The organism is Larkinella sp. VNQ87 (assembly GCF_049445795.1).
Lineage (GTDB): Bacteria > Bacteroidota > Bacteroidia > Cytophagales > Spirosomataceae > Larkinella.
In genome coordinates this window covers 552,330-569,990 of the sequence record NZ_JBMSDT010000001.1, presented here as the reverse complement: position 1 = coordinate 569,990, position 17,661 = coordinate 552,330, and the positions used below count along the sequence as shown (strand labels likewise).

Genomic DNA, 17,661 nt, shown 5'->3' with positions numbered 1-17,661 from the left:
TTGTTTTTTAAGATGTGAGAAGTGATTTGCAGGAAAAGTTATATTTATGAAAAGTCATCAAACGACAATTGTCGATATTGCCAGAACCCTGAACCTGTCGAAGTCGACGGTTTCGCGGGCGTTGACGGGCCACCCGAATGTAAAAGCTAAAACTCGTGATCGCGTCCTGGAACTGGCTGGGCAACTGGATTACCAACGGAATCAACTGGCGATCTCGTTACTCACCAACCGGACGCAAACCATCGGAATCATGGTGCCGGAGTTTCTGAGTCCGTTTTTCCCCAAGGTGATCATAGGGGCGCAGCAGGTATTGGCCGAAGCTGGTTATAACGTAGTGATCTGCCACGCCAATGAATCCTACGAAACGGAGGTTGCAAACACCAAATTGCTGTTAGCCAGTCGGGTAGACGGGATTCTGGTGTCGCACACGAAAGAAACCCGGAATTTCGATCACTTTAAAATCTTCGAGCGGAAAGGGATTCCGGTGGTGCTTTTCAACCGGGTGGTCGATGAACTGGAGGTGTCGAAAGTGGCTGTCGACGATTACGAAGGGGCCTACCGGGCGGTCGAACACCTGATCAAAACCGGTCGGCGACGGATCGCCCACCTGGCCGGGCCCGACTCGCTAATGAACAGTCGCTACCGGCTGAATGGCTACCGGGACGCTCTGACCCATTACGAAATACAGATTGATCCGGCGCTGATCATTTCCTACGATCTGACGCTCGACAAGGCAAACATTTACGTCAATCACCTGTTAAACCTGCCCCAGCCGCCCGATGCCCTTTTTGCCATCAACGACCCGACGGCCATCGAAGCCCTGAAAGTCATCAAAAACCGGGGCCTTCGGGTGCCGGACGATATTGCCATCGTGGGCTTCAGCGACGATCCGGTTTCGGCCCTGGTCGAACCCGGTCTGACGACCGTGGCGCAGCCGGTGGACGAGATCGGGCAGCAGGCTGCCCGCTTGTTGCTGAATCAACTGACGGCTGAAGACGAGCGCCCGGAACCCGAACTGGTAGTGCTGCCCACGCGCCTGATCGTGCGCGGATCAACCCGGCCTGGAACCGTTGGGTAAGAATCCTGCCCCCTGCCTTTTTGCAACGACAGCCGGACTTCGGCTGTCGTTTCTTTTTTCAAAACCTGTTTCTACTAAGGGGCAGAAGCCGGTTTGGAACCAATTCTTCATAGAAAGTTACTAAATGGAATAAATAGTATATATTTTGGTGTTGATATGGTATTTTATTCTGGGTTAATAGTATTAAGCAGGTATTTTGTGTGGCAATAATTGATTTATTCGATATCTTATGCTATTTATGTTTCGTGTATTATAAAGTTCATAATTCCTTAATAATCACGCAACAAGCGCCCGATACCTTTGCCGCTTTTCAAGGACAGTAATGCCCCGTATCCATCAATCACCTCCGCCCGGCGGAGCATCCCTAACTACACTATGATTAAAAAACTACTTCCTCCCGTTGCTTTTTGGAGGTTCGACTGTCGCCAGATTGTGCTGACGCTGGCCATTCTGTTGTTCTCGGTGCCCCTGCTGGCCCAAACGATTACCGGGAAAGTCATTTCTTCCGAAGAGAACCTGCCTTTGCCAGGGGTTTCCATTGTGGTAAAAGGAACGACAACGGGTACCACAACCCGGAACGATGGTACCTACTCGCTGACGGTGCCCAACCAGTCGGCAGTATTGATTTATTCATTCATCGGTTTTGAGCCGAAGGAAGTAACGGTGGGTAATCAGACGACTATTAATGTAACGCTGTCTGCGTCGGCCCAAAGTCTCAACGAAGTCGTTGTTACGGCACTCGGGATTTCCAAACAGCAGCGTAACCTGGGGTACGTGACCCAGAAAATCGACAATTCTGCGCTGACACAAGCTCGCGAAACCAACCTGGTGAGCCAACTGGCCGGGAAGATTGCGGGCGTCACGGTGGTCAACAGCCCGTCGGGGATCGGCGGCTCGTCTCGGATCACGATTCGGGGTGAAAAGTCGCTGAATATCAACGCGAACCAGCCACTTTTTGTGATCGACGGGTTGCCGATCAACAACAATTTCGTCGGTTCATCGGGCCGCAACAACCAGGATGCCGACTATGGCAACGGAGCCGGTTTTGTTAACCCGGATGATGTTGAAACCATGACGGTGCTGAAAGGTGCCAGTGCCACGGCCCTCTACGGATCACGGGCGGCCAACGGGGTGGTGGTCATCACGACTAAAAGCGGGAAAGGCACGAAAGGCATTGGCGTGAGCGTCAATTCGAACCTGACGTTTGAATCCGTGCTGCGGTTACCGGATTACCAAAATGTCTACGGCCAGGGGCTGAACGGCGAGTTTACGTTCAAAGACGGTTCCGGTGGGGGGGTACGCGATGGCGTAGACGAAAGCTGGGGCCCGAAAATGGATGGCCGCTTGCTGGTGCAGCACGATTCTCCCACCGACAAAGGCTATCGCGCCGGGGATACGAAAGTGCCCGGCGGACCCGGTGTGGCCACGCCGACGCCGTTTGTCGCGCACCCGGACAACATCCGGGATTTCTTCGAAACTGGCCGAATTCTGACCAATAACGTCGCGGTAACGGGTAGCAATGACAAAGGGGATTTTCGGTTGTCCTATACTAATCTGTCGCAGAAAGGGTATGTGCCGAACACCGACCTGACCCGGAACACGTTCAACGTCAACGCGGGTTATAAACTGACCGACCGCCTGACGGCGCGCACGAACGTAAGCTACATTCGTAACCACAGCGACAACCGCCCGAACCTCAGTTATGGAACGGAAAACATCATGTATTTGCTCAATTGCTGGTGGGGCCGCCATATCGATATGGCGTCGATGCGGAACTACTGGCAACCGGGCTTGGAAGGCATTCAGCAGTTCAATTTCAACTATAATTACCACGACAACCCGTACTTCAATATGTACGAAAATACCAATGGCCAGGACATCAACCGGGTGATTGGTAACATTACGCTTTCCTATCAACTGACGGACTGGCTGTCGGTGCAGGGGCGGAGCCAGGTCGATTACCAGGACGAGTTACGTGTTCGGCGTCGGGCGTTCAGTACGCAGCGGTATCCGTATGGTTCGTATCGGCGGGAAACCGTCAAAACGCTGGAGCGGAATACCGACCTGTTGTTTCTGGTGGATAAAAAACTTAATGAAAACTTTACACTCAGCGGAACCGCCGGGGGCAACCAGCGCCTGAATACCTACGATTACGTCGACAACTTTGCCCCCCAGTTGACGGTGCCGGGAGTATTCAGTCTAAACAACACGCGGGTGCCGCTGGAATATTCGCAAAACACCTCCGAACGACGGATCAACAGCTTGTTTGCCTCCGGTCAATTGACGTACCAGGACAAACTGACGCTCGAACTGACCGGCCGGAACGACTGGTCGAGCACGCTGACACTGCCGCAGGGCGTGGTAGGAGCCGCCGACAATTCGTATTTCTACTGGTCGGGAACACTCAGCGCTGTCGTGAGCGATTGGGTGAAGATGCCCTCGTGGGTATCGTTTGCCAAACTTCGGGCCGGGTATGCGCAGGTCGGGAACGACACGGAGCCATATCAGTTCTCGCAGCCGTTCAACCCCGGAACGCCCTGGGGCACGACGCCGACTTTCAGCGAATCGACGCGGATTCCGAACCTGAGCCTGAAACCCGAAATCAGCAGTTCGCAGGAATACGGTGTTGACCTGCGTTTCCTGAAAAACCGCATCGGCCTCGATTTTACTTATTACAATACGATCAGCCGCAACCAGATTATCTTCCTGCCGCTTTCGGGCACTACCGGGTACAGCCAGATTGTGCAGAACGCCGGACGGATTCAGAACCAGGGGATTGAAGTTATGCTGAACCTGACGCCGGTTCGGCTGGACAACATCGGTCTGCGGTGGGACATGAACGTCAACTTTTCGCGCAACCGCAGCAAGGTGCTCGAATTGGCGAGCGGAGTGACAACCTACGAACTGGCAAGCCGCTATTTCTCCGTGCAGGCCCGCGTCAACGAGCGGATGGGCGATATGTACGGCTATGCCTACGAACGCGTGAGCAGCGATCCGAACAGCCAGTACTACGACCCGACGGGGCAATATGTGGGTCAGTTGGTGACCACCACCGACGGACGTCCCATCTCGACGACGACGTTGCAAAAATTGGGCAATTACAACCCCGACTGGCTGGCCGGTATCAACAACTCTGTCACCTACAAAGGCTTCAACCTGAGCTTCCTGTTCGACATTCGAAAAGGGGGAGAAGTGTACTCGCATACTTACGTGGTCGGTCGGGAAGCGGGTCAGTTGGTCGAAACGCTGCAAGGACGTGAAAATGGCTACTATGATAACTCGGTGGACCGGGAGTTTCGGAATGCACCGGAAGGAACGTACTACGTGGTGCCGGGCGTAAATAAAACCGGGGAAGGGCAATTTTCGCCGAACCAGCGCCGGATTTCGGCCCGCGAGTGGCATACGGCGTTCACGCTCGGTCGCCGGGTGCTGGAAGGGGCGATCTTCGATGCTTCCTTCACCAAATTGCGGGAGGTAAAACTGGGCTACACGATTCCGAACCGGCTGCTGGGTCAGAAACTGCCCTTCCGTAACGTAATGCTGTCGCTGGTGGGCCGGAATCTGTTCCTGTGGACCAAAGTGCCGCACATCGATCCGGAAACCGCTTCGGTGTCGGGCGGAACCGTTATCCCGGGGGCAGAATCGGTGGCAATCCCATCGGCTCGGAGCTACGGTGTCAACCTGTCGTTTAATCTCTAATCAAGTTTAAAGTATATTGTTTAAAGTTTATAGTTGGGTAAGGTAATAAGCTGTTAGTCAGAAGCTTGTTAGCTATAAACTCTAAACAATAAACTAAAAACCGCTATCTACTTCTATGAAAAAAACATACATCCGGTTGATCGCCTGTCTGACGCTGCTGATGGCAGTCGGCACGTCCTGCGACAACAACTTTGAGGAAGTCAACACCAACCCCAACGTGCCGAATACGGTAACGCCCGATTTGCTCCTGCCGAATATCATCCGAAGTCCGATCAATGAAAACATGGGAACGGCCTGGGGAATCGGCAACACTGTGATGCAATACACGGCCAAAATTCAGTTTGTGAACGAAGACCGCTATCTGTGGGGAGAACAAAACGGTATCTGGAACACGGGCTATTCCGTGCTGCGCGAAATCCAGAACATGTACACCATTGCTTCGAGCGCCAACCCGGTCCAGAAGAACTACCAGGGGGTTGCGCTGGTGATGCGGGCCTGGGTGACATCGCTGATCACGGATGCGTACGGCGATGTGCCGTTCACGGAAGCTACCAAAGGGAAAGAGGCTACTTATTTCCCTAAGTACGATTCGCAGGAGTCGATTTACACGGCCATTCTGAAAGACCTGGCGGATGCCAACGGTCTGCTGGCTCCCGAGAACGGAGCCATCAACGGCGACATTCTGTTTGGGGGCGATGTGTCGAAGTGGAAGAAAACCGCCAACTCGCTGCGGTTGCGGTACCTGATGCGGATTTCGAACAAGAAGGATGTGAAAGCCGATATGCAGGCCATCGTCGGCAATCCGACGACCTACCCGGTTTTTACCTCCAACGCCGACCATGCGACGCTGCGGTATCTGCCCACGGTGCCGAATCAGTTTCCGCTGTATACCTCACGGGTTGGCTCGTTCGATGAATTCCGGTTGAGCAAAACGCTGGGCGACCGGCTGACCCAACTGAACGATCCGCGTCTGACCATTTTTGCCCGCCCGACGGTGGCTTCGGTGGCCGCTGGTAAACCGGCGTACGTGGGTGTTCCGAACGGTCTGGACGATAACTCGGCGCTGACCTACAACGGCGGGGCGCAAAACGTTTCGCGGATCGGTTCCAACTACTACATCGACGGTTTTGGAACCCCGACTGACGCCAACCTGAACATCGCCAAAGGTATCCTCATGACCTACGCCGAATTACAGTTTATCCTGGCCGAAGCCGCGCAGAAGAAATTCATCACGGGTGATGCCAAAAGCTATTACGAGAAAGGCATTACGGCCTCGTTCAACTACTACGCGCTGGACGTTCCGGCGGGGTACCTAACGCAGCCGAATGCGGCCTTTACGGACGCAAAAGCCCTCGAACTGATTGGAACTCAGAAATGGATTGCGTTATTTTACAACGGGCTCGAAGCCTGGTTTGACTGGCGCCGGACGGGCATCCCGACGATCACGCCAGGCCCGTCGAACCTGAACCAAAACCGGGTGCCGGTGCGCTTCCCGTACCCCAGCTCCGAACTTTCCCTGAACAAAGCGTCGGTCGAAGCCGCCATCAAAACCCAGGGAACCAACGACCTCAACACCCCGGTGTGGTGGGACAAATAATAAATTGCGAATGAGCGAATTGTGAATGAGTGAATAGCTTCGCAAGAAATAGAAATAGGCAGCGCTATTCACTCATTCACAATTCACTCATTCACTCATTGAAAAAACGATGACGACCGATCAGGCGATTGCGGAAATTACCGAACTCTTTGAGAAGCACGGTTCGGAGGATTATTACGGCGAACCGGTTTCGCAACTGGAGCATATGTTGCAGTCAGGGGCGCTGGCCGAGCGGGCCGGGGCGGATGAGGAAACCGTGATTGCGGCTTTTCTGCACGACATCGGGCACTTGCTGCCGTCGGACGTTGCCGAGGATCACATGGATGATTACGGTCGAGTCGATCACGAGAAGCTGGGGGCCGACTGGCTGCGTGAACGCGGTTTTTCGGAGAAAGTGGCCCAATTGATCGAACACCACGTCAACGCCAAGCGGTATCTGACCTACAAAAATCCGGCGTATTTCAACAAACTGTCGGAAGCCAGCCTGAAAACGCTGGAATTTCAGGGCGGGCCGATGACGTCCCAGGAAGCCGCTGCGTTTGAAACCAATCCGTATTTCCGGGGCATCTTGCAGGTGCGTGGCTGGGACGAACTGGCGAAAGAAACCGATGCCGACACGCCCCCGGTGGAACACTACCTGGCCCTGTGTCGCCAGTACCTGGAGCGTAATTAAAAGAAAAGCCCCGACGGAAACGCCGGGGCTTTTAGTATAAACTGGTTCGGACTGTATTAAGCCGCAACCCGGAACGCCTGCTGATCGCCCTGTAGCATCGGTTCGATCACGGTTTGCAGCCGTTCGCGCAGAAAACCTTCCTGTAAATACGAAGGCAGTTTGGCAATCAACTGGTTGTAGCTCTGTATCCCGAGCGCTTTGGCAATGTAAGCTTCGTGCACCGCATTGATGTGAGACACGATGTTGACCAGGCTCTCGTGGAATAATCGCACATCGATTTCTGACTCGACAAACCGTTCAATCTCGCGGTTGGTCGACGAAATCCGGAGTCGGCTCAGGGCATCGAAATACGTTGTGTAACCGATTTGCTTGCCCAATTGCTTGTATTGTTCCACCCCGAATTTCTGCAAAATTTTGCCGGTTTTTACACTGCGCAGGGCGGTTTTCGGGTTGTTCTGGATGGCCTGCCGCAATGCCTTGATGCGTTGATCACGGGAGGTTTTCAAAAACTGCGCAATCTCGATCTGGGCCGCCGACTCACGGGAAGGCAGCGTCAGATCCGGTTTGGCAATATCCAGCTTCGCCATCGGCAGCCGCATGGTCCGGTAGTTGTTCAGCGGACCGGAGGCATAAAAACCAACCGAAGCCGGGTAATAACCACGCACCACCATGTTGCCGATGCGACGGCGGATAATTTCTTCGTTACTGACCGGTTCGCCCATCGTGTGCAGGAACGCCCGGACGCTGAACAGAACGCTGTAATACGCCTGCGGGAACGTCCAGTGCAGCGAACTTTGCAGGTACTGATTATCATTGACGACCGGCGTAATCCGAAGGGCGTACTCGGCGCTCCAGCTATTGAGGAGCAGTTTTTCCAGCGACTTGATCTGTTCGTCGGTCAGCCGGGGTTCAAAATCCTGAAACAGCGGAAACCGGGTCAGATCGAACAGGTCGTCCTGCCGCTGGATGTGAAAATCGATCGCGAAAAAGTGGTTCAGAAAGACCTGCGCCGGGATCGATTTCCGCCAGGTTTCGTCCGCCGGTTGACCGGGCGTAAACGGCACTAATTTCCCTTCTTGGTTCATCGTATTTCCTGTGTTCGTGTTCATGTAAATAGAACAAAAAAAGGTCGGCTGATGTTCCGGTTTTAAGGATTATTTTATGTATGTATATTGCTGTTTTTCAATGGATTATGAATAAAAATGAATACCTGGGGTAATCGAATAAAACCAGAGCGAAAAACGGGCCTGGGTGGCCACTTTTAACGACGGTTTTGCGGGCTTCTAAACTTATCGCGCTGGCCCAGGTACAAGCCCGCCAGCACCATCGCCGTGCCAAGAAAGGTGTGAATCGTCAGCGGTTCGTCGAGCAGGAGGGAGGAGTAGGCAAAACCGAAAATCGGGCAAAGAAACAGCCAGAGCGACGCCTGCACCGCATCCTGCCGGACCAGGTAAAACCACAGTTGCAGGGCCGCGACCGAAACCGGGATGATCAGCCAGAAGACTGAGCCCCAAAACCGGGCGTCGTACTTCGACTGGTTAAAATCAGCGAAAACCAGCGTGAAGGGGAGCAACAAGAGGCCCCCAATCAACACCTGCCAGCCATTGATAACGAGCGTGGGCAATTGCCACGAAAACCGGGCATAATACACTGTAGCCGCTGATACCGACACCATGCCACCCAGCAGAATCAACAGCCCCGGTATGGTTGCGTAGCTGTTTTGCAGCAGCGGATAGGTCGCCAGCAACACCCCGCCCATGCCGATCCCGATCCCGGCCACTTCGTACCAGCGCACCGGTCGCCGAAGCCACAAGGCCGACAACAAGGTGATAAACAATGGGTTGGTCGCCGTGGAGAGGCTACCAATTCCAGCCGCTACATGCTTGAGCGCCAGCACAAAAGCGCCGAGGTAAAGGGTGGTGTTCAGCAGGGCAAAAACCGTCAGACGACCGAACTCGGTGCGATTCGGTAGCCCGTGTCGCTGGAAACCGTGGGCGACGAGCAACATCAGCGGACCGGCAATCAAAAAGCGTACAGTAGCCAGAATAAGCGGATCGGCGGAGAGAACGCCGAATTTGGTGGCGGCCGAAGCCGAAGCCCAGAGCGCGGCAAAAAGCAAACCGGGAAGCAAAAATTTCATGGCGCAAAGGTACGCCGGAGCCGGTATGCCTACCACTTCAACGCGGCATTTTTCCGTTTCAACGGATTCGCCACTAGGTTTGCTGCTCACACCTGCCATTTTTGATCCATCAACAGCAAATACAAACGACACATGAAAACATTAGTGCTGGGCGGTACGGGTACCGTCGGAAGTCAGGTAGTTCAGGAATTGCTGCGTCAGCAGCAATCGGTTCGGGTGTTGGTTACTTCGGCCGAAAAAGCCGCTTTGGTGCCGGAGGGCGTCGAAACCGTGGTCGGCAACATGGACCAACCGGCTACGTTGCCACCGGCCTTCGAGGGCATCGATCAAGTCTTTCTGCTAAACCGCCAGAGCCATACCGAAGTGGCCCAGGGAACCTACGCCGTGGCCGCTGCCCGCCGGGCGGGAGTGCGGAAGATCGTGTACCAGAGTGTTCATAATGTATACGAGGGCTTTCATATTCCGCATTTTCGCACGAAAATTTCCATTGAAAAAGCCGTCCTCTGGTCGGGGCTGAATTACACGTTTATTTGTCCGAATAACTTCTATCAGAATGACTTCTGGTTTAAAGACGGAATTGTCAACCACGGCCTGTATACGCAGCCATTTGGCGGTGTGGGCCTGAGCCGGATCGATGTGCGGGACATTGCCGAAGCCACCGTTCGGGTGTTGCTGACCGATGAGTTTGACGGCCAACGCATCCCGCTGGCCGGGCCGGACATCCTGACAGCCGACGATACGGCCCGCATTCTGAGCGAACAACTGGGTTACGAGGTTCGCTACGCCGGAAATGATCTGGAAAGCTGGTCGGCACAGGTCAAACAGTGGTTGCCGGGCTGGCTGGTGGATGACTGGGTCGAGATGTACCGGTTTTTCCAGAAACAGGGGCTGCGGGCGTCCGACGAAGATCTTGCCGTGCTCACCCAACTGCTGGGCCGGGAACCCCGGTCGTACGCCGACTTCGTTAGTGAATACGCCGGTGCGTTCAGCCGGGTAGGGGAATTAGTTTGAAAACCGTACCCCCGGACTTTAGTCCGGGTAGGTAATTCTAACTCCAGTAGTTGGTACTAGCTCACCCGGACTAAAGTCCGGGGGTACTTAAGGTCGGCGAATCCGAATTTTATTATTGGTCAAAACCGTAAAGGCATCCACCAGATCATTCTGATTCGCCTGTATCGCTTCTAGAATGATCTGGGCCTTTTCGAGTGTTGTCATTTTTGACAAGCGATAAAACAAAACACCATGGTGAACTTGCCCGTACCGATAGTGTAGTTCGCCAAAATCCTTATCCGCTGTCAGTAATAAATGGATGGCTCTAACAGCCTGATCCAAAACCTGACTGTCAGAAATGCCCTGATTCGATTCAGAAATGTACTGAACCTGATACCCATTTTCGCGCAACAAATTAACTATCCGGCTTTCAACGTTTTCATCTGCCAAAATGGTAATCATGCTGCCAGATCAAAAATGATGTCGTTACGAACGGCGTCTGCAGCATAATGCAAACAGGCGAAAATCGCTTCGCGCGTTAAATGAGGGTAATCAATCAGGATTTCATCAATGGGCTCGCCATAGGCAAGTTTTTCGACAATCAATTCCACCGTGATGCGGGTGCCCTTGATGATCGGCTTGCCGACCATGGTGGTCGGGTCAGTGGTGATATAATCCCGCCAGTTTATGTTGTTCATGGCTATTTTATTTTCTCAAATATACATTTAAAACCCAATCTTCCCTTTCCGGCCCCGGCCGTCGTTGCCGTCGACGTAGGCCTTCAACTCGGCGAGTTCTTTCTCGAAACCGCTGCTCAGAATCGGGAAACGGCACCAGGTTTTGGGGTCTACGTTCTCGTCGTCGAGGTGGAACGAGGGTGCATACCGTTCGCGTTTCCACTGGTTGCGGCTCCAGAGCCGGAAAAACCGGTCGACCGAAACGTACAACTGCTGGCGGTCGTATTGCCCTTCAAACGCCACCTCGACCTGCTGCATGACTTCCTTCGGCGACAGCTTGTCCCGAATACCGAATTTTTCGATGGCGTTCAGCACGTCGTACGGCATCAGGTCTTCCTCGTCGGTTTGCTTCTTGTCGAGCGGGCGGAGTTCGGCGGTCGGTTGCAGGTTGTTTACTTTCTGTAAGCCCTCGACTTTGATGGTGCCGCCGACGCCCACGGTTTCGAGCCAGCGCAGCCATCCCCGCAGGTAGTGCTTGTCGATTCCGGCGATGGGGGAGATGCTGCCCGCCGTGTCGCCGTCCATCGTCGCATAGCCCACCGACGCTTCCGAGCGGTTGGAGGTCGAGAGCAGCAGCGCATTCTGAATGTTGGCCAGCAGCCACGCGCTCGGAGCCCGCACCCGCGCCTGGATGTTTTGCAGCGCGACGTCATCAGTGTCCCAGCTAAGCTGTCGACCCAACTGCTCCTCGATCAGCTTGGTATACGTCTCGACCAGGCCGTTGATGTTGATGTTGTAAAACGTCGCGCCAATGGACTTCGCCAGCGATTCGGCCGACTCGTAGGTATCTTTCGAACTGTTTTCGGTTCCCTGATAAATCGTCGTCAGCAACGCGCTACAAATTTCTTCGACGGTTTTCAGACTCTGAATAGCCTTGATGTAACTCAATTTCTTCTTGAAGGCGTCCAGGCCAATGCTTTCGTCGGCCATCCGAATCATGAGCGACACCAGGGCCGCAATGGCCGACGAATCGGCTCCTCCGCTCAGCGACAACACAAAACCGTGCGAGCGACTTTTCCGCAGGTAATCGAACAGCGCCAGCGCCACGGCCCGCGCAAACTCTTCTTCCTTCAGATGATCCCCGCGCTCCCAGTATTCCAGTTCGGCCTTCTGCACGACCGGTTTTACCGGCGGAAAATCAAACTGAGCCGGTACACGCAGGTTCGGAAAGAGCCCGGCGAGGTTGACTTTGTTCTGGACCTGGCTCAACCGCGTGTCGTCGACATCAATGACGGCGGTGATAATCAGGTGGTCGGCGTAGCTGAAACGCGGCCCCGACACCAGCAACTGGCCGTTGGAGGCAATCATGGCATCGCCGTCGAAAATGGCCCGCCCCGACTCGTTGCCCAGCAGGTTGCAGTAAATATAGCTCACCCCGAACGCCCGTGATCCGTCGATCACAAACCGTTCGCGGACGTGGGACTTGAAAAAGGCGAAATGGCTGGCGCTCGGATTGAGGATGATATCGACACCCCGCTCGTAGAGGTGGCGGCCCGGCCGGCTGGCAATCCAGGCATCCTCGCAAATTTCAAAACCGATTTTTACCCCTGATACATCGAACAGCAGATCGCCGACCGGGTACGTAAACTCACCGATCTGGATTTCGTCGCGCACCCCGGCCGTCCAGGGCTGAAACCAGCGGGTTTCGTAGTGAATTCCGTTGTTAGCGAGCACCTGTTTGCAGACAAACCCCAGAATCCGTTTGTTGGCAATCAGACAGGCCGTGTCGTAGGTGCGGTTATTGGCCAGCCGCAGCGGCAGACTGACGGCGACGATGATGTCGGCGGTGTGCGGCACCAGTTCCAGCAGACTCTGTTTGGCCTGTTCGATCAGCTCGTGCGAGAAGAACATATCCTCGCAGCCGTAACCGGTGATACACAATTCGGGTAAACACAAAATGCTGACTTGCTGGCGTTTGGCTTCTTCAATGGCATCGATGAGGTTCCGGCGGTTGTGTTCCCAGGCCATCGGGATCTGGTTGACAACACCGGCGGCAACTTTTATAAGCTTCATAGAATGCGGTTGTTCTGTTTAGTCAGGGTTTCGGTTCCCTGGCGGGCAACGGTTTTTAGCAAGAGTGCCCGGTAGGGAAACACATTTTAAAAAACGAATGTTGGCCCGTTTGAAAACGAAGAACCGCAAATTAACGGTTATGGTCTAATTCCGATAAAAAAAACGTGCTGACCCCGTGCAGTCGGGCAGATTCTGCCAAAACCGCTCCGTTTATAACCCACGCAAAGCCTTGATTTAGGGAATGAAAAAAAAGTAGCAACCAGGCCTGGTTGCCAATCGCCCGAATTCGGTTATTTTGTATATGCGACCACTGTTCCTGTTTTGTAGTTTACTCCTTCTACTCGGCTCCTGCACGGCTAAAAAACAACATGATAAAACGGAATCGGAAGACATACTGGTTTCGGGACTCTCGGGAAAGGAATTGGCGATGGCGCATTGTGGCAGTTGCCATGCGTTTGTGAGCCCCGAATTGCTGGCAAAAACGAATTGGAAGGATGTGCTTCCGGCCATGGGACATCGCCTGGGAATTTATAGCGGGGGATCAAGGCCCGATAGTTTGTTTGATCCCGGCGTGAGCGGCACGTTGGTCCGGAACGCTGGAATCTATCCGGAAAAGCCGGTTTTGGCAAAAGAGGATTGGCGTAAAATCGAGGAGTATTACCTTCAGAACGCACCGGACACGATCCTGTCGCCCGTTCGCAACCACACCATTCGGATCGGGCTACCGCATTTCAAGTACAAAGAAGCTGCCTTTTCGCACCGGCCTGCGCTGACGACCCTCGTCAAAATTCTACCCGATAACCGAGGCATCGTCTTTAATGATGGCAAAGGCGCGCGCAATATTCTAACATTTCTTACCCCCGACCTTACCGAGAATTATAGCCTGGGATTGGGAGCAACGCCCATTCAATTTGATGAAAAAGCAAATGATCTCTACATCACAACGGTTGGAAAAGGGATATTTCCGAATGATGCCCCCGATGGAGCCCTGCTGCGCTGGGTAAAAAATGAATCGGGGCCAGGCTACAAACTGGGCAATATTGCGATCCCGGCTTTACGGCGACCCGTTTTTATGGCTTTCGGAGATTTAGACAAAGACGGGGCCGAAGATGTCGTAGCCTGTGAGTTTGGTAATCAAACCGGGCAACTGGCCTGGTACAAAAATAACGGCAGAGGGGGGTATGACCGGCGGATTTTACGGCAGAAACCCGGTGCGATCACGGCCATTATCAAAGACGCCAACCAAGATGGATTACCGGATATTTATGTGCTCATGGCTCAGGGCGACGAGGGTGTTTTTTTGTACGAAAACCAGGGATCGGGTCTGTTTCAGGAAAAACGATTGCTAACCTTTCTGCCGCTCAATGGCTCCCAGCATATGGAACTGGCGGATTGGAACAAAGACGGTTTTGATGATATCGTCTATGTCAGTGGCGACAATGCCGACAAATCACCGATCCTGAAGAAATACCACGGGATTTATATTTTTCTCAACGATGGCAAATCCAACTTTAAACAAGCCTATTTTTATCCGTTGAATGGCGCGTATAAGGCGATGGTGCGCGATTATGATCTGGATGGCGATCTGGACATTGCGGCTATCTCGTTCTTTCCGGACTATCTTCGCTACCCGGAAGAAAGCTTTATTTATCTCAGAAATAAGGGAAATCTGACCTTCGACGATTATTCGTTTCCCGAAGCTCCGAAGGGGAGATGGGTCGTAATGGATGCTGGCGACATGGATGCGGATGGCGATTGTGACCTTGTGTTGGGTTCGTTTGTTTATTTTATTCCCCAAGGCGATACCACCGGGCTCGGTAAAAAATGGATGACAACCGGGCCTTCCGTTGTTGTCCTGGAAAATACGATTCGGTAGGCTTTACCCTTAATGCCGGTTTTTCAGGGCATGCCGGAAACGGTTTTGAATTCATTTTCGGCCATTTGTCCCCGAATTATTCCTTCTGCTACATTTTCTTTTGAACCAGGCAACTTCCCGGCTCATCTTTGCATCTATTGATCTGAAACCACGCGGTAATTTTCCCAGCCCTACCAGTCATCCCGGCAAATTTGCCATCTATGTAAGATCAGGTTCTATGTAATGCATACTACTTAACTTTGCCATGTACTCTTAAGGAGCCGAACAGTAAACAACAACTTTTGAATCATTCGCAGTAAACAACAACCTACTAATAGCTTATGAAAACATTTATCACCATCGTGTGTGCATGGCTGGTTATGTCTACGGCAATTGCCCAAACTTCCCTCAAAGGCAAAGTTCGGGGTGTCGTCATCGACCAAGCGCAGAAACCCTCCGAGTTTGTTACTATTTTGCTCCTGAAAGCCAAAGATTCAACGCTGGTAAAAGGCGTTGTGACCAACGACAAAGGCCAGTATGATTTTGATAACGTGGCCGAAGGCGGTTATCGGGTCGCAACCTCCCTGGTTGGTTTTAAGAAAGTATATTCCGAACCGTTCACGATCGATGCCGCGAACGCGGAAGTTCAGGTCAAGACGCTGACGATGGTCGAGGAAGCCAAAAGTCTCAACGAGGTGAAGGTGGTGGCTAAAAAACCGTTTATCGAACAGGAAATCGACCGGACGGTGGTGAACGTCGAAAACAGCATTGTGTCGAGTGGAAATACCGCGCTGGAAGTGCTCGAAAAAGCCCCGGGCGTAACGATCGACCGGCAAAACGATAACGTACAATTAAAGGGAAAATCCGGCGTTATTGTGATGATTGACGGGAAACAGACGTACTTGTCGGGCCAGGAGGTTGCCAACCTGCTGAAAAATACACCGAGTGATAACATCGAGAAAATCGAGATCATCACTAATCCGTCTTCGAAGTACGATGCCGCCGGAAACGTTGGAATCATCAACATCCGGATGAAGAAAAACAAGAACTTCGGAACCAACGGAACGGCCATTGCCGGGGTGGGCTACGGACGCTACGAGAAGGCGAACGCGAGCCTGAATCTAAATCACCGCGTCGGCAAAATCAATGCGTTTGGCAACTACAGTTATTTTCATAACCGCCGGTTTCAGGAAAATGAACTGAACCGGGTGATTCCCTTCAACGGGACGGTTACTTACTTCGACCAGGAATCCAAACGCGCCAATCGGTTCGATGGGCATACGTTCCGGACCGGTGTCGACTACTTCATCAACAAGAAAAGCACCATCGGCGTGCTGGCCACCGGTTTTATCAACGACTGGCGGCAACCAAACGGGATCAACAACACCATCATTCGCGACGCGTCGGGGCAGATCACGCTGAAACCGACGACCGATGTCTCGGTGAAAAACAAATGGTCGAACGTGACAGGGAACGTAAATTACAAGTACGATTTTGACGGAAAAGGCCGCGAACTAACCGCCGACCTCGACTACTCGCGCTTCAACGGCGATTCGTACAACAACCTGAACACGACGTACCGGAACGCCAACGACAGCATTGTGCAGCCGGCGGCTCTGGTGCGGAACGATATGCCGTCGACCATCGACATCTGGGCGTTCAAATCTGACTATGTGCATCCGTTGAAGAAAGGCGCGAAGCTGGAAGCCGGGGTAAAAAGCAGTTCGGTGAAATCGGGCAACAACCTGGTCTACGAAGATTTTATCGACGGTCGCTGGGTGGAGAATGCCAACCAGAGTAACCAGTTCAAATATACCGAAAACATCAACGCTGCGTACGTGAACTACGCCGGGAAGCTTAACAAGAAAACCAGCATTCAGGCCGGTTTGCGGCTGGAGAACACGTTCTCACGTGGTAACTCGGTGACGCTCAACAAGGTGGTCGACCGGAATTACACAAACCTGTTCCCGACGCTGTTCGTGTCACGTCAACTGGATACCAACAACGTCCTGAATGTGTCGCTCAGCCGCCGGATCGATCGGCCAAACTACCAGAACCTGAACCCATTCCGGTTTTACCTCGACCCGTATACGTACCAGCAGGGTAACCCCTACCTGAAACCGCAGTTTACCAATTCGGTGCAGGTGACGCACGTGTATAAAGGGAAATTCTCGACCTCGCTAAGCTACAGCCGCACGACCGACGTGATCGTGAACGAAGTGCCGGGCCAAATTCCGGAAGAGAACATCACCTACGTGACGACCGACAACTTGGCGACGCAGGACAACGTGAGTTTGACGATGAGCTTCCCCGTAACGGTGACGAAATGGTGGAACATGCAGAACAACATCAACGTCAATTACAATAAATTCGATTCTCCGTACCTCGGAGCACAGTATAATGTCGACTTTGTTGCCTTTAATGTATACACTTCACAAAACTTCGTCCTGCCCAAAGGCTTTACGGCTGAGGTATTCGGATGGTATAACTCAAAAAGCGTATACGGTTTTTACACGGCGCAACCGATGGGGGCTTTTGGCTTCGGGGTGCAGAAATCGTTCATGAATAAAAAGGCATCGCTGAAACTGAATGTGAATGACCCCTTGTGGCTCAACCGGTTTTCAGGATATGCGAAGTATCAGGACATTGATTTCCGGATCAAGTCGCGTTGGGAAAGCCGGGTTGCCCGTCTGACGTTTACGTATCGCTTTGGCAATCAGAATGTGAAGGCGGCCCGTCAGCGCAGCACCAGCACCGAGAGCGAGCGGAACCGGGCCGGGGGCGGAAATAATTAAATAAACGTTAAATAAAGCAAACGGCGGACAGTTTTTCACCGATCCGCCGTTACTTTAAAAGATAATTAGTTTAGGTTAAGAAAG

General features: G+C 53.0%; 12 protein-coding genes. 7 read left to right on the top strand and 5 right to left on the bottom strand.

Annotated features, from left to right (window positions below; translation table 11 throughout):
* Window positions 1-46: 46 nt before the first annotated feature.
* The 4 genes from ACO2Q8_RS02460 to ACO2Q8_RS02445 all read left to right on the top strand — a co-directional run bounded on the left by ACO2Q8_RS02460 (window position 47) and on the right by ACO2Q8_RS02445 (window position 7,047).
* A complete protein-coding gene (locus ACO2Q8_RS02460; protein WP_423343185.1) occupies window positions 47-1,078 on the top strand; it encodes a LacI family DNA-binding transcriptional regulator in 1,032 nt (343 codons plus the stop codon).
* Between the two features lie 375 nt (window positions 1,079-1,453).
* Entirely contained in the window at window positions 1,454-4,777 is a 3,324-nt protein-coding gene (locus ACO2Q8_RS02455) for a SusC/RagA family TonB-linked outer membrane protein (protein WP_423343184.1), read from the top strand.
* 115 nt (window positions 4,778-4,892) lie between these two features.
* On the top strand, window positions 4,893-6,374 hold the full coding sequence (locus ACO2Q8_RS02450; protein WP_423343183.1) for a SusD/RagB family nutrient-binding outer membrane lipoprotein: 1,482 nt from the start codon (window positions 4,893-4,895) through the stop codon (window positions 6,372-6,374).
* A gap of 109 nt (window positions 6,375-6,483) precedes the next feature.
* On the top strand, window positions 6,484-7,047 hold the full coding sequence (locus ACO2Q8_RS02445; RefSeq protein ID WP_423343182.1) for a phosphonate degradation HD-domain oxygenase: 564 nt from the start codon (window positions 6,484-6,486) through the stop codon (window positions 7,045-7,047).
* A gap of 56 nt (window positions 7,048-7,103) precedes the next feature.
* On the opposite strand, the gene ACO2Q8_RS02440 is transcribed toward ACO2Q8_RS02445, so the two are convergent.
* On the bottom strand, window positions 7,104-8,156 hold the full coding sequence (locus ACO2Q8_RS02440) for a hypothetical protein (protein WP_423343181.1): 1,053 nt from the start codon (window positions 8,154-8,156) through the stop codon (window positions 7,104-7,106).
* Window positions 8,157-8,308: 152 nt separating this feature from the next.
* Complete coding sequence (locus ACO2Q8_RS02435; protein ID WP_423343180.1) at window positions 8,309-9,187, bottom strand: DMT family transporter; 879 nt, start codon at window positions 9,185-9,187, stop codon at window positions 8,309-8,311.
* A 132-nt stretch (window positions 9,188-9,319) separates the two neighbouring features.
* Between ACO2Q8_RS02435 and ACO2Q8_RS02430 the strand changes: the two genes are divergently transcribed.
* Window positions 9,320-10,198, top strand: coding sequence for an SDR family oxidoreductase (locus ACO2Q8_RS02430; RefSeq protein ID WP_423343179.1), 879 nt, complete (start codon window positions 9,320-9,322; stop codon window positions 10,196-10,198).
* Between the two features lie 87 nt (window positions 10,199-10,285).
* On the opposite strand, the gene ACO2Q8_RS02425 is transcribed toward ACO2Q8_RS02430, so the two are convergent.
* Genes ACO2Q8_RS02425 through nadE form a run of 3 tightly spaced genes read right to left on the bottom strand, consistent with a single transcriptional unit; the run spans window position 10,286 to window position 12,927 of the window.
* Window positions 10,286-10,639 (bottom strand): DUF5615 family PIN-like protein, encoded by a 354-nt coding sequence (locus ACO2Q8_RS02425; protein WP_423343178.1) that lies wholly within the window; start codon window positions 10,637-10,639, stop codon window positions 10,286-10,288.
* The gene (locus ACO2Q8_RS02420; protein WP_423343177.1) at window positions 10,636-10,875 is read right to left on the bottom strand and encodes a DUF433 domain-containing protein; all 240 of its coding nucleotides are present in this window, start codon (window positions 10,873-10,875) and stop codon (window positions 10,636-10,638) included. Before ACO2Q8_RS02420 ends, ACO2Q8_RS02425 begins: the two co-directional genes overlap by 4 nt.
* A gap of 27 nt (window positions 10,876-10,902) precedes the next feature.
* Window positions 10,903-12,927, bottom strand: coding sequence for an NAD(+) synthase (gene nadE, locus ACO2Q8_RS02415; RefSeq protein ID WP_423343176.1), 2,025 nt, complete (start codon window positions 12,925-12,927; stop codon window positions 10,903-10,905).
* Window positions 12,928-13,228: 301 nt separating this feature from the next.
* On the opposite strand from nadE, the gene ACO2Q8_RS02410 reads away from it, so the two are divergent.
* Together ACO2Q8_RS02410 and ACO2Q8_RS02405 are read left to right on the top strand one after the other, a co-directional pair.
* Window positions 13,229-14,803 (top strand): FG-GAP repeat domain-containing protein, encoded by a 1,575-nt coding sequence (locus ACO2Q8_RS02410; RefSeq protein WP_423343175.1) that lies wholly within the window; start codon window positions 13,229-13,231, stop codon window positions 14,801-14,803.
* A 320-nt stretch (window positions 14,804-15,123) separates the two neighbouring features.
* Window positions 15,124-17,577: an outer membrane beta-barrel protein gene (locus tag ACO2Q8_RS02405; RefSeq protein ID WP_423343174.1), complete on the top strand. Its 2,454-nt coding sequence runs from the start codon at window positions 15,124-15,126 to the stop codon at window positions 17,575-17,577.
* The last annotated feature ends 84 nt before the right edge of the window (window positions 17,578-17,661 follow it).

What these genes read in the sequence shown, in the direction of transcription:
- ACO2Q8_RS02460 (WP_423343185.1), top strand. Translation starts at nt 47, where the DNA reads ATGAAAAGTCATCAAACGACAATTGTCGATATTGCCAGAACCCTGAAC.
- ACO2Q8_RS02455 (WP_423343184.1), top strand. Translation starts at nt 1,454, where the DNA reads ATGATTAAAAAACTACTTCCTCCCGTTGCTTTTTGGAGGTTCGACTGT.
- ACO2Q8_RS02450 (WP_423343183.1), top strand. Translation starts at nt 4,893, where the DNA reads ATGAAAAAAACATACATCCGGTTGATCGCCTGTCTGACGCTGCTGATG.
- ACO2Q8_RS02445 (WP_423343182.1), top strand. Translation starts at nt 6,484, where the DNA reads ATGACGACCGATCAGGCGATTGCGGAAATTACCGAACTCTTTGAGAAG.
- ACO2Q8_RS02440 (WP_423343181.1), bottom strand. Translation starts at nt 8,156, where the DNA reads ATGAACACGAACACAGGAAATACGATGAACCAAGAAGGGAAATTAGTG.
- ACO2Q8_RS02435 (WP_423343180.1), bottom strand. Translation starts at nt 9,187, where the DNA reads ATGAAATTTTTGCTTCCCGGTTTGCTTTTTGCCGCGCTCTGGGCTTCG.
- ACO2Q8_RS02430 (WP_423343179.1), top strand. Translation starts at nt 9,320, where the DNA reads ATGAAAACATTAGTGCTGGGCGGTACGGGTACCGTCGGAAGTCAGGTA.
- ACO2Q8_RS02425 (WP_423343178.1), bottom strand. Translation starts at nt 10,639, where the DNA reads ATGATTACCATTTTGGCAGATGAAAACGTTGAAAGCCGGATAGTTAAT.
- ACO2Q8_RS02420 (WP_423343177.1), bottom strand. Translation starts at nt 10,875, where the DNA reads ATGAACAACATAAACTGGCGGGATTATATCACCACTGACCCGACCACC.
- nadE (WP_423343176.1), bottom strand. Translation starts at nt 12,927, where the DNA reads ATGAAGCTTATAAAAGTTGCCGCCGGTGTTGTCAACCAGATCCCGATG.
- ACO2Q8_RS02410 (WP_423343175.1), top strand. Translation starts at nt 13,229, where the DNA reads ATGCGACCACTGTTCCTGTTTTGTAGTTTACTCCTTCTACTCGGCTCC.
- ACO2Q8_RS02405 (WP_423343174.1), top strand. Translation starts at nt 15,124, where the DNA reads ATGAAAACATTTATCACCATCGTGTGTGCATGGCTGGTTATGTCTACG.